This window comes from Lysobacter antibioticus, from assembly GCF_001442535.1.
Lineage (GTDB): Bacteria > Pseudomonadota > Gammaproteobacteria > Xanthomonadales > Xanthomonadaceae > Lysobacter > Lysobacter antibioticus.
Genome location: NZ_CP013141.1, coordinates 1,488,105 through 1,503,233 on the forward strand (window position 1 = coordinate 1,488,105; position 15,129 = coordinate 1,503,233).

14 protein-coding genes, 1 tRNA gene and 2 pseudogenes are annotated in these 15,129 nt (G+C 66.5%); 10 read left to right on the forward strand and 7 right to left on the reverse strand.

Going from position 1 to position 15,129, the window contains the following annotated elements; genetic code table 11:
• The first annotated feature begins 403 nt into the window (after positions 1–403).
• Together GLA29479_RS06125 and GLA29479_RS06130 are read left to right on the forward strand one after the other, a co-directional pair.
• Positions 404–1,159, forward strand: coding sequence for a type 1 glutamine amidotransferase (locus GLA29479_RS06125; protein ID WP_057971089.1), 756 nt, complete (start codon positions 404–406; stop codon positions 1,157–1,159).
• A 296-nt stretch (positions 1,160–1,455) separates the two neighbouring features.
• Positions 1,456–2,253, forward strand: a complete 798-nt coding sequence (locus tag GLA29479_RS06130) for a DUF3800 domain-containing protein (protein WP_057971090.1) — start codon at positions 1,456–1,458, stop codon at positions 2,251–2,253.
• A 17-nt stretch (positions 2,254–2,270) separates the two neighbouring features.
• Here the strand turns inward: GLA29479_RS06130 and GLA29479_RS25180 are convergent, their stop codons facing one another.
• Both GLA29479_RS25180 and GLA29479_RS06135 read right to left on the reverse strand, forming a co-directional pair.
• A complete protein-coding gene (locus GLA29479_RS25180; RefSeq protein WP_169795619.1) occupies positions 2,271–2,444 on the reverse strand; it encodes a hypothetical protein in 174 nt (57 codons plus the stop codon).
• 259 nt (positions 2,445–2,703) lie between these two features.
• Entirely contained in the window at positions 2,704–3,510 is an 807-nt protein-coding gene (locus GLA29479_RS06135; protein ID WP_144436377.1) for a hypothetical protein, read from the reverse strand.
• Between the two features lie 287 nt (positions 3,511–3,797).
• On the opposite strand from GLA29479_RS06135, the gene GLA29479_RS06140 reads away from it, so the two are divergent.
• A tRNA-Asp gene (locus GLA29479_RS06140) sits at positions 3,798–3,886 on the forward strand.
• A 42-nt stretch (positions 3,887–3,928) separates the two neighbouring features.
• Here GLA29479_RS06140 and GLA29479_RS06145 read toward each other — a convergent pair.
• The 4 genes and pseudogenes from GLA29479_RS06145 to GLA29479_RS06150 form a co-directional block, all read right to left on the reverse strand.
• Complete coding sequence (locus GLA29479_RS06145) at positions 3,929–4,555, reverse strand: PriCT-2 domain-containing protein (RefSeq protein ID WP_082638334.1); 627 nt, start codon at positions 4,553–4,555, stop codon at positions 3,929–3,931.
• 144 nt (positions 4,556–4,699) lie between these two features.
• Positions 4,700–4,759: pseudogene (locus GLA29479_RS25695) on the reverse strand (hypothetical protein); the annotation flags it as partial.
• Between the two features lie 52 nt (positions 4,760–4,811).
• Positions 4,812–5,021, reverse strand: a pseudogene (locus GLA29479_RS23515) (Arm DNA-binding domain-containing protein); the annotation flags it as partial.
• A gap of 189 nt (positions 5,022–5,210) precedes the next feature.
• Positions 5,211–6,101, reverse strand: coding sequence for a pseudouridine synthase (locus GLA29479_RS06150; protein ID WP_057973085.1), 891 nt, complete (start codon positions 6,099–6,101; stop codon positions 5,211–5,213).
• Positions 6,102–6,298: 197 nt separating this feature from the next.
• Here GLA29479_RS06150 and GLA29479_RS06155 point away from each other — a divergent pair, with 197 nt between their 5' ends.
• The gene (locus tag GLA29479_RS06155) at positions 6,299–6,856 is read left to right on the forward strand and encodes a YaeQ family protein (RefSeq protein WP_057971093.1); all 558 of its coding nucleotides are present in this window, start codon (positions 6,299–6,301) and stop codon (positions 6,854–6,856) included.
• Positions 6,857–6,858: 2 nt separating this feature from the next.
• Positions 6,859–8,046 (forward strand): BaiN/RdsA family NAD(P)/FAD-dependent oxidoreductase, encoded by a 1,188-nt coding sequence (locus tag GLA29479_RS06160; protein ID WP_057971094.1) that lies wholly within the window; start codon positions 6,859–6,861, stop codon positions 8,044–8,046.
• A gap of 570 nt (positions 8,047–8,616) precedes the next feature.
• Here the strand turns inward: GLA29479_RS06160 and rimO are convergent.
• Positions 8,617–9,975: a 30S ribosomal protein S12 methylthiotransferase RimO gene (rimO, locus tag GLA29479_RS06165; RefSeq protein ID WP_057971095.1), complete on the reverse strand. Its 1,359-nt coding sequence runs from the start codon at positions 9,973–9,975 to the stop codon at positions 8,617–8,619.
• Positions 9,976–10,110: 135 nt separating this feature from the next.
• On the opposite strand from rimO, the gene GLA29479_RS06170 reads away from it, so the two are divergent.
• From GLA29479_RS06170 to GLA29479_RS06190, 5 genes are all read left to right on the forward strand, one after another.
• Positions 10,111–10,785: a dienelactone hydrolase family protein gene (locus GLA29479_RS06170; protein ID WP_057971096.1), complete on the forward strand. Its 675-nt coding sequence runs from the start codon at positions 10,111–10,113 to the stop codon at positions 10,783–10,785.
• Positions 10,782–11,192, forward strand: a complete 411-nt coding sequence (locus GLA29479_RS06175; RefSeq protein ID WP_057917601.1) for an HIT domain-containing protein — start codon at positions 10,782–10,784, stop codon at positions 11,190–11,192. Before GLA29479_RS06170 ends, GLA29479_RS06175 begins: the two co-directional genes overlap by 4 nt.
• The gene (pxpB, locus tag GLA29479_RS06180; RefSeq protein ID WP_082638335.1) at positions 11,189–11,923 is read left to right on the forward strand and encodes a 5-oxoprolinase subunit PxpB; all 735 of its coding nucleotides are present in this window, start codon (positions 11,189–11,191) and stop codon (positions 11,921–11,923) included. The genes GLA29479_RS06175 and pxpB overlap by 4 nt, the downstream gene beginning before the upstream one ends.
• On the forward strand, positions 11,920–12,909 hold the full coding sequence (locus tag GLA29479_RS06185; protein ID WP_057971097.1) for a 5-oxoprolinase subunit C family protein: 990 nt from the start codon (positions 11,920–11,922) through the stop codon (positions 12,907–12,909). The genes pxpB and GLA29479_RS06185 overlap by 4 nt, the downstream gene beginning before the upstream one ends.
• A gap of 181 nt (positions 12,910–13,090) precedes the next feature.
• A complete protein-coding gene (locus tag GLA29479_RS06190) occupies positions 13,091–14,932 on the forward strand; it encodes a DUF885 domain-containing protein (RefSeq protein ID WP_057971098.1) in 1,842 nt (613 codons plus the stop codon).
• Positions 14,933–15,129 lie beyond the last annotated feature (197 nt).

Consider the following 15,129-nt stretch of genomic DNA (forward strand, 5'->3'; position numbering starts at 1 on the left):
TGGCGGCCCCGGCGGCCCGAAGTCGCACGGCGGCCCGCGCAAGCCGTTCAAGCCGCGCCCGCCTCGCTGAGTCGAGCTTGATGTCCCCTTCTCCCGCTGACGGGAGAAGGTGGCCGAAGGCCGGATGAGGGCACGCGGGCCAACAGGCCGCATCGACGCGGCCCCATGCCCTCACCCCAACCTGCACCCCGGCCCGAACGCACAGCGTTCGGGCGTTCGCAAACGCGCGAGCCAGTGGCTCGTAAGCGGCGTTCGCTCACCCCGCCAGCGGGAGAAGGTGGCCGAAGGCCGGATGAGGGCGCGCGGCCCTGCTGGCCGCACCGCACCAGAAGTCATAAGCCGGCCATCGCGCATCGGCGCCGATCTTTGGCATAGTCGCAGCGTAGTCGCTACGCCCCCGCACATGCCCCGCATCCTGGTCTTCCAACACGTCGCCGCCGAACCGCTGGGCACGCTCGATCCCCTGATCCGGCGCCGCGGTCATCGCATCCGTTTCACCAACTTCGACCGCGACCCGCAGGCGCAGCCGAACGTCGACCGCTACCGCGGCCTGATCGTGCTCGGCGGACCGATGAACGTCGAAGACCAGGCGCAACGCCCGCATCTGCGCACCGAACTGCTCGCGATCGAACGCATGCTCGAACAAGGCAAGCCGGTGCTCGGCATCTGCCTCGGCGCGCAACTGCTCGCCCACGTCCTCGGCGCTCCGGTGCGCAAGCATCATCGCCCCGAGATCGGCTGGTACCCGCTGCAGACCACCGAGGCAGGCCACGGCGACCCCGTGCTGGCGCCGCTGGCCGGCACCGCACCCGTATTCCAGTGGCATCGCTACAGCTTCGAAGTGCCGCAGGGCGCGCACCACCTCGCCCGCACCGACACCTGCGAGCAACAGGCCTTCCGCTGGGGCGACAACGCCTACGGCTTCCAGTTCCATCTCGAAATGGACGTGCCGCTGATCGAGCGCTGGCTGGCCAACCCGGTCTATCGCGAAGAACTGGCCGAACTCGGCCACGACACCAGCGAAGCGGCGATCCGCGCGCATACCCTCGAACACATCCACGCCATGCAGACCCGCGCCGACGCGGTGTTCAACAACTTCCTCGACCTGATCGGCCAGCCGCAGAGGCGCTACACCCTGCCCTCGCGCGAGTGGATCTGAGCCTCGATCGCGTCGAAGCCAGCAACGCTTTCGGGGTAGGAGCGGCGCGAGCCGCGACCGCGTCCATTCCGATCGCGACGTCGATTACGACCCAGATACCGTCTTGTGCGGATAGTTAGAGCATCTGACTGTTAATCAGGGGGTCGTTGGTTCGAGTCCAACTTCGGGCGCCATACGTATCATGCACTTAGGCCGCGAGCGATCGCGGCCTTTGTTGTTTCTGGCCTGGGCCAAACACGAAACCGACACGTTTAGCGCTAACCTAGCATTAGCGTAGCTGCGGGAGGCGGGCGCGCATGTACCTGTTCTATACGGACGAGACCAATCTCGACCCGACCCAGTCTGACTTCTTTGTCTACGGTGGCGTGACTGTGCCAGCCGAACGGGCAAAGCAGTTGAGCGAGGCGATAGACGCCCTGCGGACGCGGTTCGGGCTCCCGCCCGATGCGATGCTCAAGTTCAACCCAACGCCCGCGGGACTAGATCACGAGAGGTTCAAGGCCCTCAAGCAGGCGGTGACCCAAGCGGCCATCGAGCATGGGTGCCAATTCATCGTCACGCTCACTCTGCACCGAATCGCGGGCGGCTCAGACGAGGCAAGGCGCTTCGCGATCAATACCATCGCCTACAACTTTAATGGCTTCCTAAACGCTAGACGCACACATGGGCTGGTGCTGATCGACCGGTTCACGGACGCGCAGCTCGACGACCAACTCCGCGATCGGTTCGCTGTCGGGGTTCGCGGACTACCCTTCTCTCCCGTCATGAGGCTGCAGAACATCGTGGGATTCCACTATGCAGCGATCGGCCAGGGGCACTTCGGGTCCATCATTGACATTGTGCTGGGCTCGTTCCGCTTCGCAGTCAACGCGTTCACACGAAACGACGCAGGTCGGAGGCAGTCGGCGGACGCTATCCTGAGACTGCTCGCACCACTATTCATCAGGAACGACGATGGCAGGGTGTCGGGCGTCGGCTTGCAATTTAGTCCAGTGGTTGTTCGCGCCGCGAACTACAGGGCCCAATATCAAGGGCTAAGGAATTACCTTGCCGAGTGCGGCATCGAAGCTAGTCAAGAGATCCGAAGTCAATAGATGGAACGGGCCTCACGCTAGCGGAACTGGAGCACGCAGCCCTCGGGGTGCAGCCGCTGCCGCCGCACGTCCTCGCTGAAGAACTGGCAGCCGCAGGCCATGCAGCGCCGCCAGCCGACGTGGCGCACCAGGCGCGGCGGGTCGAAGTTGCGGTCGTAGATCGGCTCCCTCCTGCGCCGTCCTTCGGCCACCGCCTGGGCTCGACGATGTCCAGGCCGTACTGGCGCTGCCCCATCGGCAGCATCGCGACGCCGCTCACCGGCGCACCTCGGCGCCCGCACCGGCCGTCCTCGACCGGCGCGGGTCCTCGGACGGCGAAACCCCCTCAGAGTCGCGACTTTGCGCGCGCGTAACCCCCTGAGCGCGTATCAGAGAGCCAGCGTTTCTATGTCCATGAAAAGAAAGGGCCCGCGCTAGGCGGGCCCCTCGTCAAACACGCGGCAGCAACGTTCAGCTCTCATCCTCTGGCAGGTCGTCGAAGTTGCCCAGCTCGATGGCGAGCTGAATCTGCTTCACCAGACCCTCCATGCTCTTTCGGGAGTAGGGCCCGTTCGCGACGAGGCGGATCGTGGTCGTCTTGGAGACGCGGTAGTTGGCGATCTCCTCACCTATATATGTGGCGAACGCACCTGGACGTGCCGCAGGCGGCATCGACGGCATGAAGGGGCTCACGTAGGGAGCCTCTTGCGACTGTTCCCCACTGCTGTTGCTGCTATCCGATTCGTCGTTGCTATCCGTGGTTTCGTCCGTATCTGCTGTCTCCACTACGTCAGAACTGTTCAGCTTTGCGTAGTCGAGATTCGCCAAGTAGACCTTGATTACCTCCTTAACTGCGCTGTCGCTGTACTCCTTATCAACGCGTAGGAAGTGCCGCAACGTGTCGTGTGACGGTAGATCGGAGCCGTACTTGTTCCAGAGTTCGGCCAATATCTTCGGCGTCATTGCGGCCTGCTTTATCGCCGCATCCCGATCGGGAGATACGATCCGCTCATCCATGATGATCTTAAGTCCGAAAGGTGTCAGGAAAACCTTGCGCTCGCTACCGCTTCCCTTATCCCCCATCAAGCCGTAGGCCTTCAGGGCAGCGACCGTCACCAGCCCACCGCTGCTCTTCGACGAATAGCCCCAATGGCTCATCGCAGTAAAGACCAGCGTCTCGTGCTTACCCTCTTTCTTATAGAAGGCTTTAGCCCGTTCAATTGCTTCTTGCAGGGTAATTGCGGGGTAGGACGGGCTTCGTTGCTTCTTGATGGCCATAAGTGGTCCTCCGTGTATGCCATCCAAGATACGCCTATAAGATACGGCCTGCAACTCAAATAAGATAAAAATGGAGACATGGGCGAGACAGGGCTTGACACCGCCCCCCTCCACCCCCATACTACGCTGGCACTAGACGGAGGTCCCCGATGAGGAGAGCTGACGTCGTCCGTAGCCAGGGCCGGGAGGTAGACACCCGGGCAATCCATGCGGACGACGAAAAAGAAACGGCCCGAAGCTTGTCAAAGGCTTCAGGCCGTCTGGATTGCAAAGTTGTCTTAACCACAGCCCATGTGGCGAAACCGGTATACGCAGCAGCCTGTCAAGCTGCCTCTCTTCGCGGGGATTGCGGGTTCAAGTCCCGCCGTGGGCACCAAAGATATTAGCAAATCAACGACATCGGCGCCACCTGACCCGTTCAGGTGGCGCCTTTTTCGTTTAGTCTCGGGCCTGCGTGATGGCCTCGGCTCGGGCGTCTTGCCCTGGCACTCCACCTGTCTCCGGGGTCGTTCTGGGCTCGCCGGGGAGACCTGGCGGCCGTTCCCCGATACGTCCTGCCGGGCATTGCCCTCGACCCGTCCCGCCCCCGCCGATCGCATGGAGGGCCGAACAGTACCGCCGCCGACTCCTCCTGTAGTGCGCCCTCGACGATCCACCGAGGCGGCGGCATGTTGAGCAGGTCCTCGATGGACAGCACCCGCCAGTCGCGCTTGCGTCGCTTCTTGCGCGGTGCGAACGGTTCCTCCTCGACTGCCTCGAAGTCGTCCTCGGGCTCGTGCCTGTCGTGCACGGTGAGGCCGCGGTCGTGAAGCTGCCTGTAGAGGTACTGCACCGTGACGCCGCCGTCGTCCACGTTGAAGCCGCTCCACTTTTCCGCAATGACCTCGCCCGCGTCTGCGTGGCCGGGGGCGCCGGTGGACCACTCGGTGAATTCGTCCAAGCCCTCGCCGTTCGTGGCGTGATGGCTCGCCATCATGATGTTCAGCCACTCCGAGTACTCGTCGAACTCGGCGGGATCCAGCTGCGCGAGGTTCTCGGCGAGCATGCGCGGCGTCAGCTCGCCCGCACGTTCTGCGTCGCCGCCCTTCGTCTGCCTACGTGCGAGCAGGGAGAGCAGCGCGGGCGGCGCGTCTGGGGCCTCGCCGGGCGAGTAGGCGTAGAAGTTTGACTCGTAACGTCGGCCATTGGGGTGCACGGAGCCTGGCGCGACCACCTGCCCGGACGACTTGAAGTCGATGCCGGGATACTCGCGGAAGTTGGTGACGAGCGCTGCACCCTCCGGCCTGCGAAGGTAGTAGCACGCGTGCCTCCTTGGCGGTCATCGCCGGGTGGTCGCCGATCTTGGTCCGCACCTGCTTGCCGTTGACCTGCGACTGCATGTAGAAGCCACGCTTGGTAGAGGTGACTATCAGGTAGAAGCCCCGCAGCTCGGGGTCGGCGTACAGGGACGGCGGGCCGCTCTCCTGCCTCGGCGCGTTCTCGGCGAGCGCCTGGGTGATCTTGATTCGTATGGGTATCGCTCCGTGTTGTTGGACACGAGGCAGACACGTTTTTGCACGCTCAAGGCAGTTCGAGAGAACGCGCTAAACCATCTGACTCGAAGCCAATATGTCGAGCCATGCCAAGCTTGTAAGCGCGTTTTTCCCTCGAAACAGTAAGTGATAGCTCGGGCCGCCGAGGCTGACTGTTAATCAGCGGCTCTAAAGCCCCAACCCACTCTCAAAACACCGCTCGCTCCCCTCCAGCGGATCGACGAACCGCAGCGAACGCGCCAGCAGTTTCAGCGGCCGTGCGTAGTCGTCGGCCAGCGCTTGTGGCGACAAGGGGTAGAACGGGTCGTTGAGGATCGGCGCGCCGAGCGCGGCCAGGTGCACGCGCAGTTGGTGCTTGCGGCCGGTCACCGGTTCCAGGGCGTAGCGCCAGAACGGGCCGTCGCGGTCGATGACGTCGATGCGGGTCTCGCTGTTGGGTTCGCCTTCGGCTTCGCACATGCGGAAGAAGGGTTCGCCGGCGACGATGCGCGAACGCCTCACCAGCGGGAATTCGAGATCCGGCAGGGCCGGTGCCAAGGCTTCGTAGCGCTTGTGGATGCGGCGCTCGCGAAACAGGGCTTGGTAGGCCGCGCGCGAAGCCGGGTCGCGCGAGAACAGCATCACCCCGGCGGTGCCGCGGTCGAGCCGGTGCAAGGGCACCAGCTCGGGTTCGTCGTAGCGCCGGATCAGCCGCGCCAGCAGGGTTTCGGCGACGAAGCCGCCGGACGGGGTCACCGGCAGGAAATGCGGCTTGTCGACCACCAGCAGGTGCGCGTCGCGATGCAGCACGCGCTCTTCGAACGGGATGCGCGGTTCCTCGGCGACTTCGCGGAAGTACAGGATCTCCATGCCGACCCGATAGGCGGCGTCGGCGGCCAGCGGCTGAGCCTGCGCATCGAGCACGCGGCCGCGCGCGAAGCGGTCGAGCCAGCCCTCGCGCGCGATCGCCGGGAAGCGTGCGCACAGGCCGTCGAGCAGGTTCGTCCACGGGCCCGGCGGCAGTTGCAATCGGCTCGGGGCCACGCCGTCGAGGGACGCATTCGGTTCGTTCGTGGACATGCCGGCATCATCGCCGACTTCGCCGCCCTCGCCCACGCCGAAACACGTCGGCCAGGCGCCCGATCCCGGCAAGATCCAGCCGAGACGCAGCCAGCCCGACGGCGGCCCGATCAGCCTGAACCAGCCCAGCCATCCCGGAACGGACGCGGAAGCCGCCAGCGCCTAGAATGCGCGCTGTTTTCCTGCGAGCCCGACCCATGGCGCCCAATGCCACCATCGTCAAGATCGAGTTGCAAATCAGCGACATGGACCGGCATTACTACGCCGCCCACGCCCTGACCCTGGCGCAACACCCCTCCGAAACCCAGCAACGGCTGATGGTGCGGATGCTGGCGTTCGCGCTGAACGCACAGGATCGGCTGGAATTCGGCCCCGGCCTGAGCAGCGAGGACGAGCCCGACGTGGTCCTGCGCGACTACACCGGCGACATCGATTTGTGGATCGACGTCGGCCAGCCCGACGAGTCGCGCATCCGCAAGGCCTGCGGCCGCGCGCGCCAGGTGGTGGTGGTGAACTACGGCGGCCGCGCCGCCGACATCTGGTGGGACAAGAACGTCGCCATCCTGCGCCGGCTCAAGAACCTGACCGTGCTCGACCTCGACCCCGCAGCAGTGGAAGCGATGGCCGGCCTGGTCGAGCGCAGCTTCCGCCTCGATTGCCAGATCCAGGACGGCGAAGTGTCGCTGAGCACCGACAAGGGCGCGCTGGTGCTGACCCCGGGCGTGCGCCAGAGCGCGGACGCGCGAGCCGCCTGAGCATGACCGAAGCGGTCGATGTGGTGATCGTCGGCGGCGGCGCCGCCGGCTTGATGTGCGCCCTGACCGCGGGCCGTCGCGGCCTGCGCGCGGTGGTGATCGAACACGCCAACAAGGTCGGCAAGAAGATCCTGATGTCGGGCGGCGGGCGCTGCAATTTCACCAATACCGGCACCACGCCGGCCAATTACCTCTCGGCCAATCCGCATTTCTGCAAGTCGGCGCTGGCGCGTTACACGCCGTGGGATTTCATCGCGATGGTCGAGCGCCATCGCATCGCCTATCACGAGAAGGAACTCGGCCAGCTGTTCTGCGACGTGTCGTCGAAGCTGATCGTGCAGATGCTGGTCGACGAATGCCTGGCCGCCGGGGTCAGGATCGAGATCGGCTGCGCGGTCGAACGCATCGTCCATAACGAAGGCGACACGGGTTTCCGCGTGCACACCGCGCGCGGCGGGTTCGCGGCGCGGTCGCTGGTGGTCGCCAGCGGCGGCCTGTCGATTCCGAGCATGGGCGCGACCGGTTTCGGCTACGAGTTGGCGAAGCGCTATGGCCACAACGTGCTGCCCACCCGCGCCGGGCTGGTGCCCTTGACCCTCAGCGGCAAGCATCAGGAGCGCCTGCAGGACCTCAGCGGCGTCGCCCTACCGGTGACCGCGAGCTGCAACGGCCAGAGCTTCAGCAACCAGATGCTGATCACCCATCGCGGCATCAGCGGCCCGTCGATATTGCAGATCTCGTCGTATTGGCAGCCAGGCGACGATCTGCGCCTGGACTTGTTGCCGGGGCTCGATGCGCTCGATTGGTTGCAGACGCAGCAGCGCGAGCGTTCCGCCGCCGAGTTGAAGACCGTGCTCGGCGAGGTAGTGCCGCGGCGTTTCGCCCAGCGCTTGTGCGAGGTCTGGCTCGGCAACAAGCCGATGAAGCAATACAACCTGCCGGAGCTGAAGCAGCTCGCCGCGACCTTGAGCGAGTGGCCGCTGATCGCCAGCGGCACCGAGGGTTATCGCACCGCCGAGGTGACCTTGGGCGGCGTCGACACCGACGAGCTGTCGTCGAGCACGATGCAGTCCAAGCGCGTGCCTGGCCTGTATTTCATCGGCGAGGCGATCGACGTCACCGGCTGGCTCGGCGGCTACAACTTCCAATGGGCCTGGGCGTCGGGGCATGCGGCGGGCCAGGCGGTTTGAGGCGTGGTTGCGTCGTTGGTCTGTTGGCGCGGTCGCGGCTTGCGCCGCTCCTACAGGGGCTGCGACGCCGCGATCTTGAATCCACAGTTGCGTCGTCGATCCATTGGCGCGGTCGCGGCTTGCGCCGCTCCTACAAGGGGCTGCGACGCCGCGATCTTAAATCCACAGTTGCGTCGTGGATTCGTTGGCGCGGTCGCGGCTTACGCGGCTCCTACAAGGGGCTGCGGCGCCGCGATCTTGAGTCCACAGTTGCGTCGTGGGTGCGTTGGCGCGGTCGCGGCTTGCGCCGCTCCTACAGGGGGCTGCGACGCCGCGATCTTGAATCCACAGTTGCGTCGTCGATCCGTTGGCGCGGTCGCGGCTTGCGCCGCTCCTACAGGGACTGCGACGCCGCGATCTTGAGTCCACAGTTGCGTCGTGGGTGCGTTGGCGCGGTCGCGGCTTGCGCCGCTCCTACAAGGGGCTGCGACACCGCGATCTTGAATCCACAGTTGCGTCGTGGATTCGTTGCCGCGGTCGCGGCTTGCGCCGCTCCTACCCTGGGGACGGTGCGGCTGTCAGGGAGCCGCCTCAATCCTGTTCGACGGCTTCGCCGAACAGGTCGTGTTCGTCGCTGCCCATGATCTCGACGTCGACGAACTGGCCGACGCGCAGTTGCGCTTCGAGGCCGTTCTGGATCTGCACCAGGCCGTCGATCTCGGGGGCATCGGCCATCGAACGGGCGATGGCGAGGTCGCCGTCGATGGCGTCGACCAGGCAACGCTGGATGCTGCCGACCTTGGCTTCGAGCTTGGCCGCGGAAATCTCGGCCTGGCGCTCCATGAAACGCGCCAGACGCTCCTGCTTGACGTCTTCGTCGACCGGGTCGGGCAGATCGTTGGCCTTGGCGCCGTCGACCGGCGAATAGGCGAAGGCGCCGACGCGGTCGAGCTGGGCCTCGTCGAGGAAGTCGAGCAGTTCCTCGAACTCCTGCTCAGTCTCGCCCGGGAAACCGACGATGAAGGTGCTGCGGATGGCGATGTCCGGGGCGATCGAGCGCCAGCGCTGGATGCGCTCGAGGGTCTTGTCGACCGCGCCGGGGCGCTTCATCAGCTTGAGCACGCGCGGGCTGGCGTGCTGGAACGGGATATCGAGGTACGGCAGCAATTTTCCGTCGGCCATCAAGGGGATGATGTCGTCGACGTGCGGGTACGGATAGACGTAGTGCAAACGCGTCCAGATGCCGAGTTCGCTGAGGCCTTCGCACAGCGCCTTCATGCGGGTCTGGTAGGACTTGCCGCGCCATTCGCGCTCGGCGTACTTGACGTCGACGCCGTAGGCCGAGGTGTCCTGCGAGATCACCAGCAGCTCCTTGACCCCGCCCATCGCCAACTTTTCGGCTTCGCGCAACACCTCGTCGACCGGACGCGAGACCAGATCGCCGCGCATCGACGGAATGATGCAGAAGCTGCAGCGGTGATTGCAGCCTTCGGAAATCTTCAGATAAGCGTAGTGCTTGGGCGTGAGCTTGACGCCGATGCCGTCGTCGCGGCGCGGCACCAGGTCGATGAACGGGTCGTGCTTCGGCGGCAGCGCCGCGTGCACCGCGCTCATCACGCTGCCGTAGTCCTGCGGGCCGCTGATCGACAGCACCCCGGGGTGCGCTTCGCGGATCAGCTCCGAGCGCTTGCCGAGGCAGCCGGTGACGATGACCTTGCCGTTCTCGGCGATGGCCTCGCCGATCGCGTCCAGCGATTCGGTCACCGCCGAGTCGATGAAGCCGCAGGTGTTGACCACCACCACGTCGGCGGCGTCGTAGGTCTGGACGATGTCGTAACCCTCGACCCGCAACTGGGTGAGGATGCGTTCCGAATCGACCAGCGCCTTGGGGCAACCGAGACTGACGAAACCGACTTTGGGATTGGCTGGCGAGACGCTGGCGGAAGACATGAACGAGGAGACCTGAACAAGAGAGCCGGACGCCGCGAGGGGCGGCCGGGCCCGGGCGGGAACCGCCGGGGCGCGAATTATAGCCTCCGGGGCTAAACTGGCCGCGGTTTGAATGAATTCGTTCGGGAGCAGGCCATGGGCCACTGGATCGACCTCGACACCCCGGCCGGCACGGTCTCCGCCTGGCGCGCCGACCCCAGCGCGGTCCCGCGCGGCGGTTTGGTGGTGATTCAAGAGATTTTCGGGGTCAACGCGCACATCCGCGACGTCGCCGAACGCTTCGCCCAGGCCGGCTACGCGGTGCTGGCCCCGGCCCTGTTCGACCCGGTCGAACGCGGGGTCGAGCTGGGCTACGACCAGTCGGCGGCCGCGCGCGGGGTCGAATTGCGCAACGCCGTGGGGTTCGACCGCGCCACCGAGATCGTCGGCGCCGCCGCCCACCTGCTGCAGGGCGAAGGCCTGCGCACCGGCGCGGTCGGCTTCTGCTGGGGCGGCTCGGTCGCCTTTCTCGCCAACACCCGCCTCGACCTGCCGGCGGTGAGCTACTACGGCGCGCGCACCGTGCCCTTCCTGACCGAACCGCCGCGCGCACCGGTGCGTGCGCCGATCCTGTTCCACTTCGGCCGCCACGACGGCAGCATCCCGCCGGAAGCGATCGAACAGCACCGGCAGGCGCTGCCGATCGCGCCCATCTATATCTACGAAGCCGGCCACGGCTTCAACTGCAACCTGCGCGCCGACTACGACGCCGACAGCGCCGCATTGGCCTGGACTCGCACGCTCGATTTTCTAGCGGACAGCCTCAAATGAACCCCTGGCACCTGCACCCGCAACTCGCCGACGACACCCACCCGGTCGCCCAGTTCGAACTCAGCGAACTGCGCCTGATGGACGACGCCAACCACCCCTGGCTGATCCTGGTGCCGCGCGTCGACGGAGCGGTCGAACTGATCGATCTCGACGAGCCGCAGCAGCTCGCCCTGACCCGCGAGATCGCCTGCGCCAGCCGCGCCCTGCAGGCCGCGTTCAAGCCCTACAAGCTCAACGTCGCCGCGCTCGGCAACCTGGTGCCGCAGTTGCACGTGCACGTGATCGCACGCTACCGCGAAGACATCGCCTGGCCGCGGCCGGTCTGGGGCATGGCCAGCGCGCAGCCGTATTCCCCCGAGATCCTGGTGCAACGCATCCGCCGCCTGCAGGACGCGTTGCCGGCGTGAGCGCGGCTACGGCGTCGGCGCCATCGGCCATCGTGTTCGAGGCGCTTGCCGACGATGCATGGTTACTGCGGCTGGGCGATGCGATCGACGACGCGGTCAACGCGCGTGTGCATCGCCTGGCCGCGCGGCTGCGCGCGCAGGCGCCGCCGTGGCTGCGCGACCTGGTGCCGGCCTACGCCAGCCTGGCGGTGTTTTTCGACGAAAGCGCGATCGATGCGCTAGCGGTGAAGAGCTGGCTCACGGCGCAGTGCGCGCAACCCGACGACGACGCCAACGATACGCAGGTAACGAGGCGCATCGTCGAGATCCCGGTCGCCTACGGCGGCGGCTACGGCCCCGATCTCGACAGCGCCGCCGCCGAACTCGGCCTGTCCGCGCACGACTTGATCGCGCGCCACAGCGGCGGCGACTACACGGTGGCGATGATCGGCTTCGCCCCGGGTTTTCCGTATCTGTCCGGGCTCGACCCCGCCCTCGCGCTGCCACGCCTGGCGACGCCACGCACCGACGTCGCCGCCGGCAGCGTCGCCATCGGCGGCGCCCAGACCGGCATTTATCCGCGCCCCGGCCCCGGCGGCTGGCGTTTGCTCGGCCGCACGCCGCTGGCCTTGTTCGATGTCTCGCGCGCCCAGCCGAGCCTGCTGCAACCCGGCGACCGGGTGCGCTTCGTCGCCATCGACGCGGCCGAATTCGCCGAACGGACGCGCCTGCCAGCGCAGACGCCGGCATGAACATGCGAAATGAAAACAGGCGAAACGAATTCATCGAGGTGATCGCGCCCGGCCCGCTGACCAGCGTGCAGGACCAGGGCCGGCACGGTTGGCGCCATCTCGGCATCGCCCGCAGCGGCGCGCTCGATCCGGAACTGGCCGCGCTGGCCAATCATCTGGTCGGCAATCGCGACGACGACGCGGTGCTCGAATTGAGCCTGCACGGGCCCAGCCTGCGTCTGCCGCGGCCGTCACGCATCGCCCTGCTCGGCGCGCCGGTCGATGCCCGCTTCGAGGGCACGGTGTTGCCGATGGCGCGGCCGATCGATCTGCCGGCCGGCACGCTCAAGCTCGGCGGCGTGCGCAACGGCGTGCGCGCCTGGCTGGCGATCGCCGGCGGTTTCGATATCGAACCGGTGCTCGGCAGCCGCAGCACCGATCTGCGCGGCGGCTTCGGCGGCCATCAGGGCCGCGCCTTGCAGGCCGGCGACCGTTTGCTGTTGGGTTCGACGCCAAGCTTGCGCATCGACTCGCCGCAGATCGCGCGCTGGTGGGTCGACCCCGATTTCGACGAAGACCCGGAGCTGCCGATCCGCTACCTGCCCGGCGCGAACCCGGCGCAGTCGGACAGCGCCGCCGCGCTCGCCCGCCAGCCCTGGACCGTCGCCACCGCCAGCAATCGCCAAGGCCTGCGCCTGGACGGTGCGCCCTTGCCCGCAGTCAGCGGCAGCGGCCTGTCCGAACCGGTCGCGCCCGGCACCATCCAATTGCCGGCCGACGGGCGCCCTATCGTCCTGCTCGCCGACGCCCAGACCGTCGGCGGTTATGCGCGCCTGGGCCATGTGATCGCCGCCGACCTGCCGCGTTTGGCGCAGGCGCCGCCGCATGCGCGGCTGTACTTCCAGGCCTGCGATGCGCCGGCGGCGATTGCTGCGCTGCGGCATCGGCGCGAACGCATGGTGCGCCTGCGTTTGGCGCTGGCATCGCGCTTGGCGTACACGCGCTAGCGGCATCGCGGGCCTTCGCTACTGTGCCGAATTCGGCACTCAGCTAGGGCAAAAGGCACTATCGCTTCCGACCCGGTTGCCGCGACGATCGACGGCGCACTCACGCCGCCGCTCGGGCGGTCCGCACCCGTTCGACCGTCACACGAACCGCTTCGCCGTCATCGCCTTCTGGAGATCCCGCATGCGTTCCCTGCGTCTGTTGTCGCTGTCCGTCTGTGTCGTCGCCGCGCTCGCCGCCGGCTGCAAATCCGAAACCGCCACGCCCGCCGCCGGCGCCGATACCGCACCCGCCGCCGCCAAGCCGGCCGGCGCCGAATGGAATGCCGCCGTCGACGGCTTCCTCAGCGGTTTCTTCGAACACTTCCCGACCTGGGGCGCGAACGCCGGCAAGCACGAGTTCGACGGCCGCCTGCCGGACTTCTCGGCCGAAGGCCTGCAGCGCAACATTCAGTGGCTGCACCAGCAGCGCGATGCGATCAACGCCTTCGGCGACGAGCGCCTCGACGCCGGCCAGCGCTATCAGCGCGACTACGTGCGCGCGGTCATCGACGGCCAGTTGTTCTGGCTGGAAGAGTCCGGCTTCTCCAGCAAGAACCCGGCCTTCTACGCCGGCGATCTGTCGCCGAGCATGTACCTGACCCGTCCTTATGCGCCGTTGCCGCAGCGCATGGCCGCGTTCGTGACCTATCAGGAGAACCTGCCCAAGGCGGTCGCGCAGATCCGCGCCAACCTCAAGGGCCCGTTCCCCGAAACCTATATCCAGCTCGGCACTGCGGTGTTCGGCGGCCTCGCCCAGTTCTTCGACGCCGACGTGCCGAAGATCTTCGCCGAAGTGAAGGACGACGCCCTGCAGGCACGCTTCAAGCAATCCAATGCCGCCGCCTCGGCCGCCATGCGCGAGCTCGCCGAACACATGGCCTCGCAGAAGGCTCAGGCCACTCAGGATTTCGCCCTGGGCGCGGACAAGTTCGCGAAAATGCTCAAGGCCACCGAAGGCGTCGACCTGCCGCTGGACCAACTCAAGGCCGCCGGCGAAGCCGACCTCGAACGCAACCTCGCCGCGCTCAAGAGCACCTGCGAGCAGTACGCCAAGGGCAAATCGCTCAACGACTGCATCACCCAGGTCAACGACGACAAGCCGGTCGGCGGCGCGGTCGAAGGCGCGCGCGCGCAGTTGGTCGGTTTGCGCCAGTTCCTGGTCGACAAAGACCTGGTGACGATCCCGGGCACCGAACAGGCCAAGGTCGAGGAAGCGCCGCCGTTCAACCGCAACAACTTCGCTTACATCGAGATTCCCGGCCCCTACGAGAAGAATCTGCCGTCGGTCTATTACATCGCCCCGCCGGATCCGAAGTGGCCGAAGGCCGAACAGGACGCCTACGTGCCGGGCAAGGCCGATCTGCTGTTCACCTCGGCGCACGAAGTGTGGCCGGGCCATTTCCTGCAGTTCTTGCACGCCAACCGTTCGCAGTGGAAGTTCGCCCAGTTGTTCGTCGGCTATGCCTATGCAGAAGGCTGGGCGCATTACACCGAAGAGATGATGTTCGACGCCGGCCTCGACGGCGCGACGCCGGAGATCCACATCGGCCAGCTCACCAACGCGCTGCTGCGCAACGTGCGTTATCTGTCGGCGATCGGCCTGCACACCGGCGGCATGACCGTCGCCCAGTCCGAGCAGATGTTCAAGGACAAGGCCTTCCAGGACCCGGGCAACGCTCGCCAGCAGGCCGCGCGCGGCACCTACGATCCGGCCTACCTCAACTACACCTTGGGCAAGCTGATGATCATGCAGTTGCGCGAAGACTGGACCGCCACGCGCGGCGGCCGCAGCGCGTGGAAGGGCTTCCACGACCAGTTCCTGAGCTACGGCGGCCCGCCGATCCCGCTGCTGCGCGGGCAGATGCTCGGCGGCCCGGCCGAAACCAAGCTGTGGCAGGCGCCGAAGCCTGCGGCAGCGGCACCAGCGGCCGATGCCGCCGCACCGGCCTCGGCAAAGCCAGCCGCGGCCGGCGCGACGAACTGAGCCGCTCGAAAGACTGACCACGACAAGAACGGGGCCGCACGCGGCCCCGTTCTCGTTTGAGCGGCATGAGACCTCCGTTTGAGGCCCGACTGTAGATCCCCCCTTTGATGAGGGGGTTAGGGGGATTTGCTTCTCGCTCCAACAGCAAATCCCCGGCGCAGCCGCTCTACCGCGACCTCGGTTCGCGCAGGCGCCAG